Source organism: Streptomyces sp. GDS52, assembly GCF_052246875.1.
GTDB lineage: Bacteria > Actinomycetota > Actinomycetes > Streptomycetales > Streptomycetaceae > Streptomyces > Streptomyces cathayae.
The window spans coordinates 485,672-506,841 of sequence record NZ_JBQQCR010000002.1 but is presented as its reverse complement, the minus strand read 5'-3'; the positions used below and the strand labels follow the sequence as shown (position 1 = coordinate 506,841).

The window sequence follows — 21,170 nt, the reverse complement described above, 5'->3', positions numbered from 1 at the left end:
GACATGCCGTTCACCGGCACCGACAACGAGCAGGTCCGCTTCCGTCGCGGCCTCCCACAGCGCCTGTCGTGCTGATCCCTCGACCACCCGGCGTGTCACGTCGGTCCCCGGGTACTGCTTCTCAGGGTTGCGCAGAGCGTCGTCGAGCACCTGTGCCGGTGGGCGACGGTGGGCCTCGAGGGCGTACCACGGCCCGGGGAGAGGTTCGGAGAGTGCGCCAAGCGGCGCACTCCAGGCGTGGACCGCTACGAGTTCGCAGCGCCGCACATGAGCCTCGCGGAAGGCGAACCCCACGGCCGTGTCGCTTCCCTCACCGTCCTCGACCCCCACGACGACGTTCCCGAACCGGCCGGCCCGGTGCTCCTGCGAGCCACGCACGACGATGACCGGGCAGTCCGCCCGCGCCGCCACGGCGAGGCTGACCGAACCCAAAAGCAGCCCGGTGAGTTCCCCGAGCCCTCTGGACCCGAGCACCAGCGCGAAGGCCTTGTGTCCCTCGTCGACCAGGGCGGAGGCCGCGTCGTCGCGCAGCACCTCGCTCGACAGCCGCACGCCGGCGGCGCCCCCTCCGGCCCGTTTTGAGGCGGCGGTGATCAGACCGGACGAGTCCTGGCCCGGCGCCGCCGCGTGCAGCAGGTGGAGCGGCACCGCGTGCCGGGCCGCCTCGTCGACCGCCCAGTCCACCGCCTCCAGGCTCGACTCCGACCCGTCGACCCCGACCACCAGGGGAACCACCACAGCCACACCTCATCCCTCGCCGGACTCCGTCCTTCGAGCCCCGACCCACATCGGGTCCGCGTGCGCCGCAGAAGGGTTTGCGGTAACTCTCGGATGAGTGGCAGGCACTGCGCGGCCCGCCACGCCCCGGAAGGACGACCCCGGTCATCGTCATGTCCAGCTTCCTACGAGACGGAGGCAGGCGCCATGGAGCCTGTGATCACCGTTGGTCTCGACGGCTCACCCGAGAGTCTTTCCGCCGCCCGCTGGGCCGCGGACGAGGCCGAGCACCGCAAGCTGACGCTGCGCCTGTTGCACGCGTGGCCCATGCTCGCGCCGGAACCCACCAAGGTGCCCTCCGAGATCGACCAGAACTACTGGGCGAAGCGGCTGGTGCACAACGCACAGGCGGAACTTCAAAGGCGCCATCCCGGTCTCGCCATCGTCGGCAACCTGGTTGCCGACGAGGCCCAGGACGCGCTGTTGCACGCGGCGTCGGAGTCCGCCATGACCGTGCTCGGTTCGCGCGGGCTGGAACTCGTCGAGAGCTACTTCCTCGGCGACACCGGCATGTCCGTCGCGGCACAAGCCGAGCGGCCGGTGGTCCTGGTCCGTGCCGGAACCCGCGCGGAAGTCCCGCCGGCCGCACCGGCCGGGACAGGCGATGTCGTGGTCGCGTTGAAGCTGCACGGCCCCTGCGACGACCTGCTCGGGTTCGCCTTCGCCGCGGCCTCGGCGCGGAATGTGCCGCTGCGGGTCGTGCACGGCCGGAGCCTGCCCGTGCACGCCTATGTTCCCTGGGGGGTGGATCACGACGTCGCCGAAGGCGTCGCGCAGGAGGCGAGGAAGCAGCTGGACCAGGTCCTTCGCCCCTGGCGTGAGAAGTTCCCGCAGGTGGAGGTGGCCGACAGCATCGGGCTGGAAAGCCCCGCCAGGGCGGTCCTGCGGTCCGCCGGGAGCGCCGGGCAGCTGGTCGTCGGCCGACGTCGGCACCGTCGCGTTCTGGCACCTCGCCTGGGTCCCGTCGCCCAGGCGGCCATCCATCACGCACGCTGCCCCGTCGCCGTCGTCCCCCATGACTGAGCCCGATGCCCCGAGGGGAGCGAGGCCGGTCGCACACCGGATCGACGCGTCCGCACTCCGGTCGGGCTCCGGCCCCGACGGTGCGACGTTTCCGCGCGCGGAGCTGCACGAGACGCACACCGCGATCGTGCTCCTCTTCGGCGATCACGCCTACAAGATCAAGAAACCGGTCGATCTGAAGTTCCTGGACTACACCACGGTGACGGCCCGCCGGGCCGCCTGCGAACAGGAGATCTCCCTCAACCGCCGCTTCGCCGCGGACGTCTACCTGGGCCTGGGCGAGATCCGCACCCCGCACACGGACGTGGCCGAACCGCTCGTCGTGATGCGCCGCATGCCGGCGGACCGCCGACTGTCCCGGCTGGTACGAGAGGGAGTCGCCGTCGACGACGTCCTGCGGGCCGTGGCCCGGCAACTCGCCGCACGCCACGCGGACGCGCACCGCAGCCCGGAAGTGGACGTACAGGGAACCCGCGACGCTCTGTACTCGAGGTGGGAAGCGAGCTTCGCACAGGTCCACGCCCTGGCCGAAGACGTCTCCTTGCCCGACGGCATCGACGAGGTCGAGCGGCTGGCGCGCCGCTATCTGGCCGGCCGCGAGCACCTGTTCGACACGCGGATCCGGCAAGGACGGATCGTCGACGGCCACGGCGACCTGCTGGCCGAGGACGTCTTCTGCCTCGACGACGGCCCCCGCATCCTGGACTGCCTGGAGTTCGACGACCGCCTTCGCCACGTCGACGGCCTCGACGACGCCGCCTTCCTCGCCATGGACCTGGAACAGCTCGGCGCCCCGGAGTCCGCGGCCCACTTCCTCGCCCGGTACAGCGAGTACTCCGGAGACCCCGCGCCCCCGTCGCTGTGGCACCACTACGTGGCCTACCGCGCGTTCGTCCGCGCCAAGGTCTCCCTGATCCAGTCAGGCCAGGGCGCGCCCGGTGCCGAGACGGCGTCCCGGCGACTGGTCACGGCGACGCTGCGCCACCTGCGCACCTCCGCCGTCGGTCTGACGCTGGTGGGCGGCCTTCCGGGCAGCGGGAAGTCCACGCTCGCCGGCGCACTGGCCGACCGCCTGGGGGTGAGCCTGCTCAGCAGCGACCGCCTCCGCAAGGAACTGGCCGGCCTCCCCGCGGAGCAGCCCGCGGCGGCCGGCTACGGCGAAGGCCTGTACACACCGGAGTGGACCGCCAGGACCTACGCCGCGCTGCTCGACCGTGCCTCCACCCTGCTGTCCTCGGGAGAATCCGTCGTCCTGGACGCCACATGGTCCGACGCGGGACAACGCGAAGCCGCCCTGCGCACGGCCGAACGCACCGGCGCCGACCTCGTGGCCCTGCACTGCCAGGTCCCCGGCGACGTGTCGGCGGCCCGCCTCACCTCCCGTGCCCCAGGAGCATCGGCATCCGACGCGGGCATCGCCGTGGCCACCGCCATGGCCGACAAGGAGCCACCGTGGCCCGAGGCCGTCACGGTCGACACCCGTGGCCCCCTGGAAGCGGCGGTCGTCCAGGCGCTGGCAGCCCTGCGCCCGTGGGGCACCGGCCAGGCCCCGGTATTCCGCCGCCCCCACCCGCGGCCGGACTGACGGACATGGGCGACGTGGTTCCCGTGTTGCCGGGGAGGCTTCGGGGGGTGACGGTGGAGAGGAACCGGCGAGGGGGACGAGGGAGGCAGCGGGCATGCGAGGACTCGTCTACCACGGTCCCGCCCGGACCTCCTGGGACACGGTGCCGGACCCGGTGCTCGAGGCCGACACCGACGCGATCGTGCGCGTCGACGCGACCACCGTCTGCGGCAGCGACCTGCACATCCGGCAGGGCGACCTCGCCGAGGTGAAACCGGGAACGGTCCTCGGCCACGAGGCCGTCGGCGAGGTGGTGGAGGCCGGCAGCAAGGTGCACAGCCGGCGCCCCGGACAGCAGGTGATCGTGTCGGCCGTCTCGGCCTGCGGGCACTGCCCGTCCTGCCGCGACACCCTGTACGGGCAGTGCCGCGGGGGCGGCGGGTGGATCCTGGGCAACACCGTCCACGGCACGCAGGCCGAGTTCGTCCGCGTCCCCTTCGCCGACCACTCCACACACCGGCGGCCCTTGGACCTCCCCCTGGACGAGGCGGTCCTGCTCGCCGAGCTCCTGCCCACCGCCTACGAGGTCGGGGTGCGCAACGGGCACGTGGGCCCGGGCGACACCGTGGTCGTGGTGGGCGCGGGACCGGTGGGGCTGGCCGCCGTCCTGGTCGCCCGGCTCTACTCGCCGCGCCGGATCGTCGCGGTGGACCTGTCCCGCCCCCGGCTGGCGGCCGCCGCCCGGCTGGGGGCCGACGCCGCCGAACTGCCCGGCCGGATGGTCGCCGAACTGTCCGAGGGGCCCGGCGCCGACGTGGTCATCGAGGCCGCGGGCACCCCGGACGGCTTCGTCCTGGCGACCCGCGTGGTGCGCGCGGGAGGGCACATCGCCAACATCGGCATGCCCGGCAGGCCGGCCACCCTGCACCTGGAGGCCCTGTGGCGCAAGAACGTGACGATCAGCACCGGCCAGGTCGACACCTCCTCCACCCCGTGGCTGCGCGACCTGCTGCTCTTCAAACGGCTGGCGGCCGCCCCCCTGGTCACCCACCGGTTCCGCCTCGAGCGCATGGAGGACGCCTACGAGGTCTTCGCGCACGGTCCGGACACCGGCGCCCTCAAGGTCGTGCTGCACCGCGAGACACCAAAACCACCCCGGTAACCGGTCCTCCGATCCGCACTGGGCCGACGACGACAGCTCTCACCTCCCGTGGGCGACGAGGAAGTCGGCGCTGCCGGACAGCGTGGTGAGCTGCGGTGTGTCCTCGTCGTCGATCCGCATGCCGGTCCGTTCGCCCAGGATCTCGATGTAGGTCAGGAAGTCCAGCGAATCCATCTCGAGCGCGTCCCGAAACGCCTCGTCGGGACCCAGAGTGGCCAGGTCGGCGTCAGGAATGACCTGGGCGATCGACTCCTTGACCACGTTCAGCGCGTCGGTTCGGTTCACAGCTTCTCCGGATTCTGCAAGAGACGGTCGAGCGTTGTCAGATAGCGGGCCCCGACGGCGCCGTCCGTCGCCCGGTGGTCCGCCGAGAGGGTGGCCGTGACGACGGGACGTACGCCCAGCAGGCCGTCGACGGCGCACGGCCGGTCGACCACCCGCCCGAAGCCGACCAGGGCCACCTGCGGCGGATGAATCACGCCGAACACGGTTTCCACGCCCTGGTCGCCCAGGTGGGTGACCGTGATCGTGGCGTCGGACACTTCGGAACCGCGCAGCCTGCCCGTGCGGGCGCGTGACACCAGGTCTTTCAAGGCGGTCATCAGCTCGGGCAGTCCGAGGGTGTCTGCCCGGTGCAGGGCGGGTGCGACGAGTCCCCCGCCCCGAAGGGACACCGCCACGCCGAGATGGATGTCCTGAGCAGCGGCGAAGCGGTCGTCGGTCCAGAAGCCGTTGAGCTCGGGCACCTCGTGTGCCGCGAGGGCGGCCGCCTTGAGCAACAGGGCCGCCGGAAGCAGTCGTTCGGACATCGGACTGCGCCGGTTGTGGTCGTGCAGCCAGTCCATCGCGGTGGCCATGTCGACGGTGGTGGACAGGTAGTAGTGCGGGATGTCCCGGTTGGCGCGGGTCATCAGGCGTGCGATCACCTGGCGCATGCCCGACGCCTGGTCCTCGGGAGGGTGGGAAGCACGCACGGCAGCGGTGGTCCGGCGCGGCGGTGGGGGCGCGGCAGCATGACCGGAGGCCGCCTTGCTCACGTCTTCGGCGCGGATGGCGGAATCTTTGCCGGTGCCGGTCACCGCGGACAGGTCGACACCCAGCTCGGCGGCGCGTCGGCGGGCGAGGGGAGTGGCCCGTATGCGCGAGGGCCGGGCAGCGGTCGTGGCTGCCGCTGCCCGCTCGATGTCGGCCCGGGTGACACGCCCTGCCGGCCCGGAGCCGTCGAGGGCCGTGAGATCGACGCCGCTCTGCTCCGCGAGGCGCCGGATCAACGGGCCGGCCCCGACGTGTCCGCGGTCCCGGCCCCCGGACGGCACCGGCGTGCGGGCAGGGGAGGGCTCGGAGGTTCTGGCGGGCCTCGCGTGCTCAGGGGCGGGCGGGGCCTGTGGTTTCCCCTGGGCCTTCCGGGCTCTCTCCGGTTCCCCGCGCCCTTCTGCCGCCGACTCGATCAGCGCGAGCGGCGTGCCCACCGGTACCGTCGTGCCCGGCTCGACGAGCAGCCGTCCCATCGCTCCGCTCTCGAAGCACTCCACCTCGATCGTGGACTTCGCGGTTTCGATGACCGCGACCGGATCGCCTCTGCGGATGCGGTCGCCGGGTCCCACCAGCCATTCCACCAGCGTGCCCTCGTCCATGTCGGCGCCGAGTGACGGCATGGTGAACTCGCCCATGATCAGTCCACCGCCCGGTGTGCGGCCGCGACGATGTCGGCGGTCTGTGGCAGGGCGGCCTCTTCCAACTGCCGGGCGTACGGGATGGGCACCTCGGCGCTGCACACCCGCTCGACGGGGGCGTCCAGGTCGTAGAACGACTCCTCGGCGATGCGGGCGGACACCTCGGCGGCGAGACTCCCCGTGCGCCATGCCTCGTCGACGATCACCGCACGGTGGGTACGGGCCACGGACGCGGTGACGGTCGCACTGTCGAGGGGCCGCAGCGTGCGCAGGTCGATCACCTCGGCGTCGATACCCTCGGCGGCCAGCTCGTCCGCCGCCGCGCGTGCCTTGGGCAGCGAACCGCCGTACGTGATCAGGGAGATGTCGGTGCCGGGTCTGCGGATCGCGGCATGGTCCAGGTCCACGGGGGCCGTCGGCGGGAGGAGTTCGCCGGAGGCGTTGTAGAGGCTGCCGTGCTCGAAGACCACCACCGGGTCGGGGTCGGCGAGCGCGGGGGCGAGCATGTGGCGTGCGTCCTCGAGCGTGGCCGGGGCGAGCACGCGGATGCCGGGAATGTGTGCGTAGAAGCCTTCCAGGCTGTGCGAGTGCTGCGCCGCGAGCTGCCGCCCCGCGCCCGTCGTCATGCGGATGACCAGCGGCACGGGCAGCTGGCCACCCGACATGTGCAGCAGGGTGGCGGCGTTGTTGAGGAGCTGGTCGAGGGCGAGCAGGCTGAAGTTGACGGTCATGATCTCGACGACGGGCCGCATCCCGGCCAGAGCGGCGCCGATGCCGGCCCCCACGAACGCGGACTCCGAGAGCGGGGTGTCGCGAACGCGGTCCGGTCCGAACTCCTCCAGCAGCCCGAGGCTGACGCCGAAACAGCCGCCGTACCTGCCGACGTCCTCGCCCATGAGGAAGACCCGGTCGTCGGAGCGCAGGGCTTCCCGCAGGGCCTCGCGCATCGCCTCCCGGTACGTCGTCTTCGTCCCCTCCGTCGCGACCGCGTTCACGGTCGGCTCACTTCCTCGGCCGAGGTACTGGTGACGTGGCGGAGCAGGTCCTCGACCGGCTCCTCGGGTGCTTGCTCGGCCGCATCCACGGCGCGGTCGATCTCGTCGGTGATCCGCTGCTCGATCCGGGTGAGTTCTGAGTCGTCGAGCTCGCCGTTGTCACGCATGAGGTGCGTCAGCCGGTCGATCGGGTCCCGGGACTTCCACTCCTCGATCTCCGCCTTCTTGCGGTAGCGGTCCGGGTCGTACATGGAATGGGCGCGGAACCGGTAGGTGCGCAGCTCCAGGAAGTGTGGTCCGGTGCCTGCCCTGATGCCTTCGACGGCCCGCCGGGCGGACTGTTCGACGGCGTCGACGTCCATGCCGTCCACGGCCCAGGCGGGCATGCCGTAGGAGGCGGCGCGCATCGCCAGGTCGGTCTGGGCGTGTTCGCGCGTGAGCGCCGTTCCCATGGCGTACAGGTTGTTCTCGCAGACCAGTAGCAGGGGCAGGTTCCACAGGGCGGCGAGGTTCGCCGTCTCGTGGAACTCGCCCTCGGCGAAGGCGCCGTCGCCGAAGAAACAGCAGGTGACGCGGGGCATGCCGCGCATCCGGTCGGCGAGGGCGAGACCGGCGGCCAGGGGAAGACCACCGGCGACGATCGCGCTGCCGCCGTAGAAGCGGCGGCTCGCGTCGAACAGGTGCATGGATCCGCCCCGGCCGCCGCTGCAGCCGGTCGCCTTGCCGTACATCTCGGCCATGACGGCCTCGGCCGTGAGGCCACGGGCCAGCGCGTGGCCGTGTTCGCGGTAGGTGGAGACGACCGCGTCCTCGGGGGTCAGCGCCTCGTTGACGCCGACGGCGACGGCCTCCTCACCGATGTAGAGGTGGACGAAGCCGCGGATCTTCGCGGCGCTGTACAACTCGACGCATCGCTCCTCGAAGCGCCGGATGCGCAGCATGGCCGTCAGCAGGTCCGTTCGGCGCCGGACATCCGGTCGGCCGACCGGTGGGGGTCCGGTGTCCGCCTTCCGCTCGGCCGTCGCGGTCTTCCTGCCGGGCTTCGGGGGCGCCGAGTCCTTGCCGGTGCGGGTGGTGGGTCGGGCCGCGCTCATGCGGATCCCTCCAAGGTCGACAAGTCGCCGGTAGGCAGACCGAGTTCACGCGCACGCAGCAGCCGGCGCATGACCTTGCCGCTGCGGGTCCTGGGCAGGTTCTGGTCGAACGCGATCTCCCTGGGCGCGACGGCCGGGCCCAGCCGCCGACGGGCGAAGCCCAGCAACTCGCGCTCCAGATCCGGGGAGGGGCCGACGCCGGGGCGCAGCGACACGAAGGCCTTGACGATGTTCCCGGCCACGGGGTCCGGCCGTCCGATCACCCCGGCCTCCGCGACCGCCGGGTGCTCCATCAGAGCGCTCTCCACCTCGAACGGGCCGATCAGATGCCCCGCCGACTTGATCACGTCGTCGGCGCGTCCCACGAACCAGTACCAGCCGTCCGCGTCCCGTCGCACCAGGTCGCCGGTCAGGTACCAGCCGTCGGTGAAGGCGGCGTCGTAGCGCTCCTTGTCGTGCAGATAGCCGCGGAACATCGACGGCCAGCCGGGGCGCAGCGCCAGCTCACCCTTTTCGTCGGGGCTCTGCACTTCCGTGACCCGGCCGTCGCTGACCAGCGTCCGGCCGTCCTCGCCGGTCCTCAGCACGGTCGCCTCGACGCCGGGCAGCGGGCGGCCCATCGAGCCGGGCCGGATGTCACAGGCCGCGTAGTTCGCGATCATGATGCAGCCGGTCTCCGTCTGCCACCAGTTGTCGTGCACCGGCAGGCCCAGCACATCCCGGCCCCACACGACGGCCTCGGGGTTGAGGGGTTCCCCGACGGAGGCGATGAGGCGCAGGGCCGACAGGTCGTAGGAGCGCGGCAGGTCGTACGGGCCCTGACGTGGTGTCGCACGCATGAGCATGCGCAGCGCGGTGGGCGCCGTGTACCAGACGGTGACCCGCTGCTCGCCGAGGATCCGGTACCAGCGGCGGGCGTCGTAGTCGCCCTCGTCGACGACCACCGTCACGCCGTGCACCAGCGGGGCGACGATGCCGTACGACATGCCCGTGACCCAGCCGGGGTCGGCGGTGCACCAGTACACGTCCCCGGGGTGCAGATCGAGCGCGTACGCGGCCGTGGCATGGTGGGCGACCACCGCCTCGTGGACATGGACCGCGCCCTTGGGGGTGCCCGTGGTGCCGCTGGTGAAGTGCAGCAGGGCCATGTCTCCGGGCGAGGTCGGCGGGATCGTGAAGGTGTCCGCGGCGGCGGACAGCAGCGCGTCGAAGGAGACGGTGCCGGGCAGATCCTCGGCGCCCGGCCCGACGATCAGGACGTGTTCCAGGCCGGGCAGCGAGTGCCGGCGGTCGGCCACCTTCTTCCGGTAGAGGGCCGCCGTGGTCACGAGCACCCGGGCGTCGCCGAGACGCAGCCGCTGCTCCACCGGGTCGGGGCCGAACGCGGAGAACAGCGGGCAGAGCACGCCGGTGTTCTTCAGCGCGCCCAGCACCGTGGTGTAGAGCTCGGGGCAGCGGCCGAGCAGCGTGAACACCCGGTCGCCGTGGCCGACGCCGAGTGTCCGCAGCACGTTCGCGAAGCGGGCCGTACGCCGGGCCAGTTCGGCGTACGTGACATCGGCGACGGCGTTGTCCCGGGCGATGCACCGCAGCGCGACCTTGTCCGCCCGATCCGAGGCCGCATGCCGGTCCACTGCCTCGTGTGCGATGTTCAGCCCGCCGCCGGGCAACCCGGCCAGCGCAGTGCGGGCCTGAGCCCAGGTGAACGTCGAGCGGACCCGTTCGTAGTCGGTGAGCCGAGGCGGAACGACCGGTGCGGTGTCCTTGTGGATCGTTTCCCAGTCCATGGGTGCTCCTCGCGGCACTGCCCTTGATCTCCAGGGTCGCGGAGCATGGCGCCGGTCGCACGTCGGCCCGCGTGGAGCGCCCGGACCAATGGACGGGCGGCATCTGCCGGCCTCGATGGAGCCGAGGGCCGCCCGCTTCTTGCGGGCCCTCATTGCACGGTGCGCGGTTTCGCTCCGCTCCTCCGTGTCTTTTGTGGCCCTCGGCTCATTTCCATGACACCGCTGCCCGCCCGCCGGCTGTAGGGCCGGACGGCCCTGCCGAGAGGGCCGGCCGACCCTCTCGGCGGAGAGCAGGAACGGCCGGATCCGCTCAGGGACCAACGGCACCTCCCGTCACGGGTTGAGGGCCACGAGAGGGGAGCCACACCTCACCGGGAGGCCCATGACGCTTCCCACCGTCACCATCGGTTCGGACGGCTCGTGCGAAAGCCTCACCGCTGCCGATCGGGCCGCCCGTGAGGCAGCCCTGCGGCAGTGTGAAGAAAGGTGGTGGACACCATGACCCAATGGCCCTTGGTCGTGGGCGTCGACGGATCGGGTCCCAGCCTCCTGGCGGTCGACTGGGCCGTGGACGAGGCGGCCCGGCACAAAATGCCGCTGCGGCTGGTGCACGCCTCCCTCTGGGAGGGCTCCGAAGGCACCTTTTCCCCGGTGGGCGAAAGGCCCTCGGCGCGTGTGTCGGCCGAGCACATCGTCGCCTCCGCCGCGGAACGTGCTCACCGGCGCAATCCGCAGATCAAGGTCTCCACCGCGATCCTCCCTGAGGAGGCGGCCCACGTCCTACTGCGCGAGGGCGACAGCGCCTCGCTCCTGGTGACCGGATCGCGGGGTCGCGGCGAGTTGAAGGGACTGCTCCTGGGCTCGGTCGGGCTCGCCGTGGCCGCGCGGGCGCACTGCCCGGTGGCCGTCGTGCGAGGCGACACGGCCGGTCTGGCCGGCGCCCACGAGCGGATTCTGCTCGGCGCGGGGGACCCCGGCACGAGCGGTGAGGCGGTGGATTTCGCCTTCCGCGAGGCGGAGGCCCGCGGGTGTGTCCTGGACGTCGTGCGCGCCTGGCGCTGCCCGGCGTACGAGACCACCGACCACCCGGCGTCGGCCGGGGGACCGGAGCGTCAGCACGAGGAGGAGGCTTCCCTCCTGCTCGACGAGCTGCTGCGCGACGCGATGGCCGCCCACCCGGGCGTCCGGGTGCGCCGCGCGACGGTCGAAGGCCCGGCCTCGAAGGTCCTCGTGCTCCGGTCGGCCGCCGCCGATCTGGTGATCGTCGGCGCGCGGCGCCACCAGGGCCGCTTCGGCCTCCAGCTCGGCCGGGCGAGCCACACGCTGCTGCACCACGCGCAGTGCCCGGTGGCGGTCGTGCCGCACGATCCGGGTGGCCGTCCCGTGGGCGGGCAGGAGACATGGGTCTGATGGCCCCTCGGGCGCACCCGGTAGCCCCTGTTCCGAACGTCGCTTCCCGCGTGACGCTGGTGGCGAGGGGGAAGGCCTTGTTCTGGAGGTGTATGTCATGCTGTCGCCCGTTGTCGTCGGCGTCGACGGTTCCGCCGAAAGCCTGGCAGCCGCCGAGTGGGCGGCCCACGAGGCCGTGCGCCGCGGGCGGGCCCTGCGGCTGCTGCACGCGCGCAGCTGGCACCCGGACCAGGAGCGGGCGGAGAGCGCGCAGGCGAGCGAGCGGCACCTGGCGCGGCGGGTCCTGCGGGAGGCGGAGGACCGCGTCCGCGCCGTGTGCCCCGAGGTGCCGTTGCACGCCGAGCAGGTCGCGGGACCGGCGACCGCCGCCCTGGTGGAGGCGGCGGACGGCGCCGACCTGCTGGTGCTGGGCTCGCGCGGGCTGGGGCGCGTCACCGGTCTGCTCCTGGGGTCGGTCGCGCTCGGCGTGGTGGCGAAGGCCACCCGGCCCGTCGTCCTGGTACGGGCCGGTACGGCCGGGGCAGAGCAGGCGGCCGGCACCGGGCGGCGGGACGTGGTCCTCGGCGTCGACGTCACGGAACCGTGCGACGAGGTGATCGCGTTCGCCTTCGCGGCGGCCCGCCTGCGGCACGCGCGGCTGAGGGTCCTGCACGCCTGGCGCGTGCCCGGCCCGCTCACCCTGGGCCCCGGCGAGGTGGGCCTGGTGGGCGGTCCGCAGCGGGCCGAGGAGTGGCTGGGCTTCCTGTCCGCCGTGCTCCAGGTGTGGCGCGAGAAGTACCCCGAGGTCGAGGTGGTGGAGACGACGGTGGAGGCCGAGCCGTCCGGAGCCCTTCTGAAGGCGGCGTCCGGAGCGGAACTGCTGGTCGTCGGCCACCGGCTCACCGACCGGCCGAAGGTCTCGCGCACCGGCCCGGTCACCCACGCCGTGATCCACGACGTCGGCTGCCCGGTGGTGATCGTGCCGCACGACTGACGGGGGCCGGCCCACGGGTCGACCGAGGGGGCATGCCCACGGTCAGGGAGCCAGGGAGAAGTAGTTCTCCTCCTCCTGCGTGAAGTGCAGCCGCAGCACGGTGTGCAGACCGTACAGGCAGGCGCGCAGGTCCTCGAGCTGCTCGGACTTCAGCGCGCCCTGTGCTTCGGCGAGTGCCACGTGGGTGGCCACCCGCCCGGAGAGCCGTTCGATCTCGGCGTGGGCGCGGCTCATGGTCGCCGTCGCCTCGGGGCCGCCGAGTGTGGGTCCGAGAGCCGGATAGAGCTGGTGCTCCTCGGCGTACTCGTGCGGCAGCAGCCGCTCGATGAGCAGCCGGTTCACCTCGCGTACCAATTCCAGGGCCTGCGCTTCCTGGCCGGGAGCCGAGAGCCGGGCCGCCGCGTCGCGCACGGCCTGCAACACGTCCTGCAGGTCCTCGTGCTCGGCCGCGAAACGGTGGATCAGGGCCTCGGCGGCGGGTTCCAGGGCGGGCCGGGCCCCTTGGTCCACGCGCAGGGCGCGCAGCGCGTTGAGGATGACCGCCACGTCGATTGCCTCCTGCAACAGGGCACCCACCGTCGGCGGCAGCAGTCCCATGGCGGCCGCGCCCATGGCAGCCAGGGACAGCAGCATGCCTCCGAGGGCGCTCTGCACGGCGATGCGGCGCGCCCGTACCGCGATCGACGTGGCGTCGGCCAGCCGGTCCACGCGGTCGGTGGTGAGGACGATGTCCGCGGCCTCGGAGGAGGCGGTGGAACCCCGTGCCCCCATCGCCACGCCGACGTCCGCGGCGGCGAGCGCGGGCGCGTCGTTCACCCCGTCGCCGACCATGACGGTGACGGCACGCCGGCGTTCCGCGCGGACCTCGGCCACCTTGTCCGCCGGGGTCAGTTCGGCCCGTACGCCGTCGAGTCCGAGGACGGCGGCGAGCTCGCGGGCGGGCTCGGGCCGGTCGCCGGTGAGCATCACGATCCGCTCCATGCCCGCCGTACGCAGCCGTCGCAGGGTCCGCGGCGCGTCGTGGCGCAGTGGATCACGCAGCAGGACGGCCCCCACCGGGAGGCCGTCGACGGTGAGCCAGGCGACGGCGGCCCCGTCCAACAGCGCCCGGTTCTCCGCCGCCCGCGCCCAGTCCGGGACCGGCGTACCGGGCTCCAGGCGGCCGACGGTCACCCTGCGGCCCTCGACCACGCCGTGCGCGCCCCGGCCGGCCTCCTCCGACACGTCCGTCGCCACCGACGGCTCCAGCTCGCGCTCATGGGCCGCGTCGACGATGGCGTGGGCCAGGACGTGTGGCGAGTACTGGTCGACGGTGGCCGCCAGCCGCAACACCTCGGCGGGTTTCCAGCCGGGGCCCGCGGTCACATCGAGAACGCGCGGGCGACCGCCGGTCAGGGTGCCGGTCTTGTCGAGCAGCAGCGTTCGGGCCCGTCCCAGGCGCTCCAGGGCGCCACCGTCCCGGACCACCACACCCAGCCGGGACGCCCGGGACAGTCCGGAGACGATCGCCACCGGGGCGGCGAGCAGCAGCGGGCAGGGAGTGGCGACCACCAGCACCGCGACGGCCCGCACTGCGGAGCCGCTGAACAGCCAGGCCAGCCCTGCGACCGCCACCGAGAGAGGCAGGAACCACGCCGCGTAGCGGTCGGCCAGGCGGACGACCGGGGCCGCCTCCGCACCCGCCTGCCGGGCCAGCCGCACGATCCCGGCATAGGTGCTGTCCTGCTCGGTCGCGGTGGCCCGCAACTCGAAGGCCCCGCCCGCGTTGACGACTCCGCTGCGCACGGTGTGCCCGGACCCCCGCTCCACCGGCGCCGACTCGCCCGTGAGTACCGACTCGTCGAGGACGGCCGCCGGGCCCACCACCTGCCCGTCGACCGGAACGACCTCGCCCGCGCCGACGACGAGCAGGTCCCCCACGGCGACTTCGGCGAGGGGGACCGGGCGGACCTCGGTGCCGGTGCGTCGGCGGGCGGTGCGGGGCGCGTGCGCGAGCAGCGCACGCAGGTCACGGGAGGCACGCCGCTGGGCGGTGGCCTCCAGTGCGCGGCCGGTGGCCAGCATCAGACCGATCAGCGCACCGGCGAGGTACTCGCCGACGGCCAGGGTGCCGCCGAGTGCCAGGACCGCGATGAGGTCCACACCGGCGTGACCGCGCCGCAGCGAGGTCAGAACCCAGCCGACCGCGGGGACGACGGCGGAAGCCGTGCCCAGAGCCCAGCACAGATCGGCGGCGTCGGTGTCGCCCAGCAGCCAGAGAACGCCCCCCGCCGTCAGCGCCGAGGCCGTGACGGCCAGGAGAGCGGGTTCGAGCCAGGATGCCGCCGTCTGCGCCGAGGCAGGTCCGGGCACCGGCTTCTCCCTGCCGGCCCGGTGGGAACGGCCGGCGCGGTTGACGTGACCCATGGCAGTCCTCACCGTCGGCGGGCTCGCGGCGTGGAGCAGCCGGCAACGACGCCACCTGCCCGGTCGGCCGCGTGCGTACTCTCCTCTCCTCGCGTCCAGGATCCGACGATTCATCGGGCGGATCCAGGGCCGCATGGCCCCATGCTCCTCGCCTGGCCTCCGGCCCGCCACGCCCAGGGTCCGTCACGGTGCTCCTCGTCGGAAAGCCAGGGGCAGCGTGCAGTCGGCCGGATCGGGCGATGGCGGGTACGCGTGGGTGCGGTGGGCGACCCGGGTGAGGAGAGCACTCCCCCCGCCCGGCTCCCGTACCTGCCTGGTCAGGGCCTGGGCGGCGGCAGGCCGGCCGCCGCGGGTGCCGCAGGTACCACCGCCGTCGTGCATCGTGAACGCCGTGGGGCAGCGCTCCGCTCGATCTCCGTCCTCGATCCGGAGGTCTCCTGGAGGGCGCGCCCCCGACCAGCACCACGAGCGCACCCCCACCCCAGCCGAAGGAGACCCGTGACGAACGCGGCGCCCGGCCGCAGCCGTGCCCGAACGGCAGTGAGCAGGTCGCGGCATGCTCCGATCTGAGGGCTGACGGGTGACGGCTCTTGGCTGAACGCGTGAGGGCGTGGGATCCGACCGGACGACCCGCTTTGCGTACGGCGACGCACCGCCGTCCGTCATGCCGCCGGATGCGCACCTCTGGCGCTGTGGCGACGGCTCCCGCAGCGTGGAGAGCAGGGGCGGACCGGCGCGGTGGGCACGTACGCTGAAGGAGAGGTGGGACGCATGGACAAAGATGCCTCCGAACGCCGGGTGGTGGTCGGTGTCGACGGGTCGCAGTCCTCGTACGAGGCTCTGCGCTGGGCCGTGCGCTACGCCGGTCTCGTCGGCGGCACCGTGGACGCGATCGCGGTGTGGGAGCTGCCGGGCCTGTACGGCTGGTCGGCGCCCGCCGTGGACATGGACGTCGACGAGGACGAGACCCGGCAGAAGATGAGCCGGGAGCTGACCGACGTGCTCGGCGCGGACACGGCCGACTCGGTCCGGACCCGTGTGGTGCACGGCAATCCCGCCGACGTTCTGCTGCGGGCCGCCGAAGGAGCCGAGGTCCTGGTCGTCGGCAGCCGGGGCAGGGGCGGATTCGCGCGCGCACTGCTCGGCTCCGTCAGCCAGCACGTGTCCCAGCACGCGAGCTGCCCGGTGGTGATCGTGCGCTCCGAGAAGCAGTGACCCCGAAGCAGTGACCTGCGGCCCGGTACGGTGCAGGGCCCCAGGTCACCGGAACGCCGCGTGGACCTCCTGCTCGCTCGCTTCGCGGGACACGGTCAGCAACTCGTCGCCGGGGAGCAACCGCACCTCGGGGCCGGGGACCGTGGGCCGGCCGCCGCGGTCACCGCGGAGGAACCGGTGATCACCCCGGCCGTGACCGTCACCGCCGACGTCCCCCTCGCCGGGGCCGCCCGCGTCATGACCCGGCAGCGGGTCGAGCCGTTGCCGGTGGTCGACGACGAAGCCATGGTGAAGGGCGTCGTCAGCCGTACCGGTCTGCTGGAGGTGTTCCTCCGCGACGACGAGGAGATCTCCAGGGAGATCAGCGCCGAGGTGGTCGCCGACCGGTTCCCGGTGCCGATGGAGCCGGTCCGTGTGGAGGTGTACGACGAAGTGGTCATCCTCTCCGGCCACGTTCCCGCCGCCCCCTCGTGCCGCTCGCTGTGCGTCTGCTCCGTGCCGTGGAAGGAGGCGTGCACGTGCCTGCGCGCTGTCGGCGCCGCACCGTCGCCCGGCTCTCGACCCGGATCTCCCGGACGACGGAGAACTCCGACGGCCACCACAGGCCCCAGCGGGTGATGACCACCTGACCGGGCCCAGCAGGGCCCGGTGAGGGGCCGATCGGCCCACGACCTGCACCACGGGTGCGCGGCCGGTGCGCTGCAGCCCGACGAGACACTTCACACCGGTTCACCTGCTGTCGCTTATATCGGCCTCCTCCAACGCTGCCCGCCCGGCCTCCAACCGTGCCACCGGAACCCGGAACGGCGAGCAGGAGACGTAGTCCAGGCCGGCGGCGTGGAAGAAGTGAACCGATTCGGGGTCGCCGCCGTGTTCGCCGCACACACCGATCTTCAGCTCCGGCCGGGTGGTGCGGCCCTCGGCGACCGCGATCCCGACGAGCCGGCCCACGCCGTCCTGGTCGATCGTCTCGAACGGGGAGGTGGGGAAGACACCCTTGTCGAGATAGGCGGAGAAGAACTCCGCCTCGACGTCGTCGCGGGAGAACCCCCACGTGGTCTGGGTCAGGTCATTGGTGCCGAAGGAGAAGAACTCCGCCTCCTCGGCGATCCGGCCCGCCGTCAGCGCCGCCCTGGGCAGCTCGATCATGGTCCCGACGGGGCAGGTGACGGGGACGCCGGACGCCTCGGAGACCTCGGCGAGCACCCGCTGCACCTCCTCGCGCACGATCCGCAGTTCCCGCACGTCCCCGACGAGCGGGACCATGATCTCCGCCTGGGGAGCGCCGTCGGCCCGGGTGCGTTCGGCGACGGCCTCGCCGATGGCCCGTACCTGCATGGCGACCAGGCCGGGAACCACCAGACCGAGGCGCACGCCCCGCAGCCCGAGCATCGGGTTCTCCTCGTGCATCCGGTTCACCGCGGCCAGCAGTTCGACGTCGCGCGCGACCGGCAGGTCGCCGCGCGCCTCGGCCGCGGCGATCCGCACCGCGAGTTCTGTCCGGTCGGGCAGGAACTCGTGCAGCGGCGGGTCCAGCAGGCGAATGGTGACCGGAAGGCCGTCCATCGCCTCGAGGATGCCGACGAAGTCCTGACGCTGGAGCGGCAGCAACGCCGCCAGAGCCCCGTGGCGTTCGGTGTCCGAGCGCGCCAGGATCATCTCCTCGACAAGCTTGCGGCGCTCGCCGAGGAACATGTGCTCGGTGCGGCACAGCCCGATGCCCTGAGCACCGAACCGGCGGGCTCGCACGGCGTCCTCAGGGGTGTCGGCGTTGGCCCGCACCTCCAGCCGCCGGACGGTGTCGGCCCGGGCCAGGGCGCGCGCCACCGCGTCGACCACCCCGGCTGATCCCTCGCCGGTGTCGCCGGTGTCGCCGGTCTCCAGGAACCGCATGACCGCCGAGTCGACGAGGGGCACCGACCCCGGATACACGGCACCGGCGGAGCCGTCCACGGAGATGACCGTGCCCTCTTCGACGACGGTGCCGTCAGGGGCGGTGAAGCGCTGGGCCTCCGTGTCCACCTCGAGATCCTCGGCGCCGCACACGCAGACTTTGCCCATGCCGCGGGCGACCACGGCCGCATGGCTGGTCTTGCCGCCGCGGCTGGTGAGTACGGCCTGGGCGGCGATCATGCCGGGCAGGTCGTCGGGGGTCGTCTCCTGGCGGACCAGGATCACCTTCTCGCCGGCCGCGGCACGTCGTACGGCCTCCGCCGAGTGGAAGACGGCCGCTCCGACCGCGGCACCCGGAGACGCCGGGAGGCCGCGGGCGAGCGGATCTCCGTTCCCCGAGGTGTCGAAGCGTGGGAACATGAGCCGGGTCAGTCCCTCGCCGCTCACCCGGGCAAGGCTCTCGTCCGGGGTGATGAGTCCCTCGTCGGTGAGGGCGGCGGCAAGGGCGAAGGACGCCTCGGCGGTGCGCTTGCCGACCCGGGTCTGGAGCATCCACAGCGTGCCGCGCTCGATGGTGAACTCGATGTCGCACAGATCGCGGTAGTGCCGCTCCAGCGTCCGCATGTGGGCGCACAGCCGGGCGTACGACGTGGGGTCCAGCCGCTCCAGCTCGCTCAGGGGCACGGTGTTGCGGATGCCGGCGACGACATCCTCACCCTGGGCGTTGGACAGGTAGTCGCCGTACGGTCCGGGGTGCCCGGTGGCCGGGTCACGGGTGAAGGCGACGCCGCTGCCGGAGTCGGAGCCGAGGTTGCCGAAGACCATGCGCTGCACGCTGACGGCGGTGCCCAGATCGTCGGGGATGTGCTCGCGCCGGCGGTACAGGCGTGCCCGCTCCCCGTTCCAGGACTCGAAGACGGCCAGGATCGCCCGGTGCAGTTGCTCGGCGGGAGACTGCGGGAAGCTCTCACCGGTTTCCCGACGGATCACGGTCTTGTACGTCTCCACCAGCTCGGCGAGGTCACCGGCATCCAGGTGCATGTCGTCCGGGGCGCCACGCAGGTCCTTGAGCTCGGCCATGGCCTGCTCGAACAGGGCGGCGTCGACACCCATGACCGTGCTGCCGAACATCTGGACGAGGCGGCGGTAGGAGTCCCAGGCGAAGCGTTCGCTGCCGGAGACCTTGGCCAGGCCCAGGACGGAGTCGTCGTTCAGCCCGATGTCGAGGATCGTCTCCATCATGCCGGGCATGGAGAAGCGGGCCCCTGAGCGGACGGACAGCAGCAGCGGGTCGTCCCGCTGTCCCAGCCGTCGGCCTGCGGCCTTCTCGACGGCCTTCAAGTAGTCGGAGACCTCCCGCGACATGCCCATGGGCTCGCCCCCGGTGGTGAGGAAGGCCCGGCAGGCCTCGGTGGTGATGACGAAACCCGGCGGGACCGGCAGCCCGAGCCGTGTCATCTCGGCCAGGTTCGAGCCCTTGCCGCCGAGCAGGCCGACCATCTCACGACCGCCCTCGGTGAAGTCGTACACGTAACGGACCATGACACCGTCCTCCTCCGTCAGGGGCCTGATGTGTCCAGCGTCCGACCGCGGGGCCCCTGGTGGGAGGTGCCGGCAGGCCCGGGCAAGGGGGGCCGTTGGGCCCCGACATCGCCCGCTGACGGTGCTCCCTGACGAAAAGGAGGGGGCGGGCGAAGATCCGTGCAAGGGCTGTGCGGCCTCTGGGCATCCACCTCGGCGGGGAAGAGGTTCGAGGGCGTCAGGAGCACCGGAAGCGATCCGGGGCCGAGAGGGATGCACGATGCCTCGCAACCTGGGTAGGGGGAGTCGCCGGATCCTCCGGGAATCCGGCGGCCGCACACCGGGTGGCCCGGGAGGCTCTGCGCCGTGCACCGGGCACGACTGGGCCGAGCAGACCGTCCGGGGGTCGTCCACAGCGGCTGCGCAACCCGTCCCGGGCCACGGATCGCCGACCCCCCTCGGGTACGACCAGCCGGTCGCCGCCGCAGAGGACAGTACCCAGGAGAGGGCCGTCGCTCCCGGCGAGGAACGGGTCGCCTCGGGGCTCGCATCGTGCGGATCGTCGCGGCCACCATCTCGCCGGAGTCCTTCGGGATCACCGCGAAGACATCGCGCAGGAAGTCAGGAAGTCAGGAAGTGAACGCGACACCGCCGGTGGGCGGCGCCGAGCACGACCTCGCGGACGGCCTGATTCCCCGGGTGCCGGGTCCGGAGGTCGCGGCGGGCCGTGGGCAGTGCGACGGTATGGGCAGGGAGTCTCGTGAGCGGCAGGACGGGAAGGCGGTGGTGACCATGGAACTCTCGCTGGTGGTGGGGGTCGACGGTTCGGATCCCAGCCTGGAGGCGGTGGACTGGGCGGTGGAGGAGGCGGCGCGGCACAAGCTTCCTCTGCGGTTGGTCCATGCCTCGCTGTGGGAGCGGTACGAAGGAGGCGTCCCGTCCTTCGGACGGGAGCGTCCCGCCGAAGCCGTCCTTGCCCAGCACATCGTCGCCTCCGGAGCGGAACGGGCCCGGCAGCGCCGCCCGGAGGTCAAGGTGTCGAGCGATGTGCTCCCCGACGACCCCGTGTCGGCGCTGCTGGCGGCCGGACAGGAGGCGTGGTCCCTGGTCACGGGCTCCCGCGGGCGCGGTGAGTTGGCCGGGCTGACGCTGGGGTCGGTCGGTCTCGCGGTGGCCGCTCGCGCGATGTGCCCGGTCATCGTGGTCCGTGGCGGGGAACGGAACCGGCAGGGAGCCTTCGGACGGGTGGTGGTCGGGGTGGGCGACCTGCCCCACGGTCCGGGTGCGGTGCGGTTCGCCTTCCGCGAGGCCGAGGTGCGCGGCTCGGCCCTGGAGGCCGTGCGGGCCTGGCGCAGTCCGGCTCCTGAGCACGCGGACCCCCACCGCGCGGACGACGGCAGGCCCGCGCCCGAGGAACGGGCGTCGGCCGGCCTCGCCGAGGCGTTGAGTGAAGCGGCACGGGAACACCCGGACGTCGACGTACGCCGCACACCGGTCGAAGGTCCCGCCCACAAGGTCCTCCTGGAGGCATCGGCCGATGCCGACCTGATCGTCGTCGGAGCCCTGCGGCGGCACGGCCACTTCGGTCTCCAGCTCGGCAGGGTCGCCCACACCTTGCTGCACCACGCCGAGTGCCCGGTCGCCGTCGTTCCGCAACGGGGCTGAGCCCGAGGGGCG

General features: G+C 72.7%; 16 protein-coding genes. 8 read left to right on the top strand and 8 right to left on the bottom strand.

What is annotated here, in order from left to right; genetic code table 11:
- A partial coding sequence (locus tag ACTWJ9_RS32790; protein ID WP_443296142.1) for a universal stress protein occupies positions 1-738 on the bottom strand: 738 nt, incomplete at its 3' end.
- 186 nt (positions 739-924) lie between these two features.
- On the opposite strand from ACTWJ9_RS32790, the gene ACTWJ9_RS32785 reads away from it, so the two are divergent.
- The 3 genes from ACTWJ9_RS32785 to ACTWJ9_RS32775 all read left to right on the top strand — a co-directional run bounded on the left by ACTWJ9_RS32785 (position 925) and on the right by ACTWJ9_RS32775 (position 4,526).
- Complete coding sequence (locus ACTWJ9_RS32785) at positions 925-1,800, top strand: universal stress protein (protein WP_279337517.1); 876 nt, start codon at positions 925-927, stop codon at positions 1,798-1,800.
- A gap of 103 nt (positions 1,801-1,903) precedes the next feature.
- Entirely contained in the window at positions 1,904-3,385 is a 1,482-nt protein-coding gene (locus ACTWJ9_RS32780; protein ID WP_388708894.1) for a bifunctional aminoglycoside phosphotransferase/ATP-binding protein, read from the top strand.
- Positions 3,386-3,479: 94 nt separating this feature from the next.
- On the top strand, positions 3,480-4,526 hold the full coding sequence (locus ACTWJ9_RS32775) for an alcohol dehydrogenase catalytic domain-containing protein (protein WP_443294996.1): 1,047 nt from the start codon (positions 3,480-3,482) through the stop codon (positions 4,524-4,526).
- Between the two features lie 39 nt (positions 4,527-4,565).
- On the opposite strand, the gene ACTWJ9_RS32770 is transcribed toward ACTWJ9_RS32775, so the two are convergent.
- From ACTWJ9_RS32770 to acsA, 5 genes are all read right to left on the bottom strand, one after another.
- Positions 4,566-4,811: an acyl carrier protein gene (locus ACTWJ9_RS32770; RefSeq protein ID WP_279337519.1), complete on the bottom strand. Its 246-nt coding sequence runs from the start codon at positions 4,809-4,811 to the stop codon at positions 4,566-4,568.
- Positions 4,808-6,196: a 2-oxo acid dehydrogenase subunit E2 gene (locus ACTWJ9_RS32765; protein ID WP_388708983.1), complete on the bottom strand. Its 1,389-nt coding sequence runs from the start codon at positions 6,194-6,196 to the stop codon at positions 4,808-4,810. The genes ACTWJ9_RS32770 and ACTWJ9_RS32765 overlap by 4 nt, the downstream gene beginning before the upstream one ends.
- Before the next feature lie 2 nt (positions 6,197-6,198).
- A complete protein-coding gene (locus ACTWJ9_RS32760; protein WP_443296141.1) occupies positions 6,199-7,146 on the bottom strand; it encodes an alpha-ketoacid dehydrogenase subunit beta in 948 nt (315 codons plus the stop codon).
- Positions 7,147-7,190: 44 nt separating this feature from the next.
- Complete coding sequence (gene pdhA, locus ACTWJ9_RS32755; RefSeq protein WP_443296140.1) at positions 7,191-8,135, bottom strand: pyruvate dehydrogenase (acetyl-transferring) E1 component subunit alpha; 945 nt, start codon at positions 8,133-8,135, stop codon at positions 7,191-7,193.
- A gap of 149 nt (positions 8,136-8,284) precedes the next feature.
- A complete protein-coding gene (gene acsA / locus ACTWJ9_RS32750; protein ID WP_443294998.1) occupies positions 8,285-10,075 on the bottom strand; it encodes an acetate--CoA ligase in 1,791 nt (596 codons plus the stop codon).
- Between the two features lie 498 nt (positions 10,076-10,573).
- Here acsA and ACTWJ9_RS32745 point away from each other — a divergent pair, with 498 nt between their 5' ends.
- The gene (locus ACTWJ9_RS32745) at positions 10,574-11,485 is read left to right on the top strand and encodes a universal stress protein (RefSeq protein WP_443294999.1); all 912 of its coding nucleotides are present in this window, start codon (positions 10,574-10,576) and stop codon (positions 11,483-11,485) included.
- A 97-nt stretch (positions 11,486-11,582) separates the two neighbouring features.
- Positions 11,583-12,458 carry a universal stress protein gene (locus ACTWJ9_RS32740; RefSeq protein WP_443295000.1) on the top strand — a complete coding sequence of 292 codons (876 nt, stop codon included), beginning with the start codon at positions 11,583-11,585 and terminating at the stop codon, positions 12,456-12,458.
- 42 nt (positions 12,459-12,500) lie between these two features.
- Here the strand turns inward: ACTWJ9_RS32740 and ACTWJ9_RS32735 are convergent, their stop codons facing one another.
- Positions 12,501-14,864 (bottom strand): heavy metal translocating P-type ATPase, encoded by a 2,364-nt coding sequence (locus ACTWJ9_RS32735; protein ID WP_388708971.1) that lies wholly within the window; start codon positions 14,862-14,864, stop codon positions 12,501-12,503.
- Positions 14,865-15,635: 771 nt separating this feature from the next.
- Between ACTWJ9_RS32735 and ACTWJ9_RS32730 the strand changes: the two genes are divergently transcribed.
- Both ACTWJ9_RS32730 and ACTWJ9_RS32725 read left to right on the top strand, forming a co-directional pair.
- Positions 15,636-16,079, top strand: coding sequence for a universal stress protein (locus ACTWJ9_RS32730; RefSeq protein ID WP_279337528.1), 444 nt, complete (start codon positions 15,636-15,638; stop codon positions 16,077-16,079).
- Positions 16,080-16,139: 60 nt separating this feature from the next.
- Complete coding sequence (locus ACTWJ9_RS32725; protein ID WP_443295001.1) at positions 16,140-16,697, top strand: CBS domain-containing protein; 558 nt, start codon at positions 16,140-16,142, stop codon at positions 16,695-16,697.
- Between the two features lie 111 nt (positions 16,698-16,808).
- On the opposite strand, the gene ppdK is transcribed toward ACTWJ9_RS32725, so the two are convergent.
- The gene (gene ppdK, locus ACTWJ9_RS32720; RefSeq protein WP_443295002.1) at positions 16,809-19,514 is read right to left on the bottom strand and encodes a pyruvate, phosphate dikinase; all 2,706 of its coding nucleotides are present in this window, start codon (positions 19,512-19,514) and stop codon (positions 16,809-16,811) included.
- 771 nt (positions 19,515-20,285) lie between these two features.
- Here ppdK and ACTWJ9_RS32715 point away from each other — a divergent pair.
- Positions 20,286-21,158 carry a universal stress protein gene (locus ACTWJ9_RS32715; RefSeq protein WP_387039937.1) on the top strand — a complete coding sequence of 291 codons (873 nt, stop codon included), beginning with the start codon at positions 20,286-20,288 and terminating at the stop codon, positions 21,156-21,158.
- The last annotated feature ends 12 nt before the right edge of the window (positions 21,159-21,170 follow it).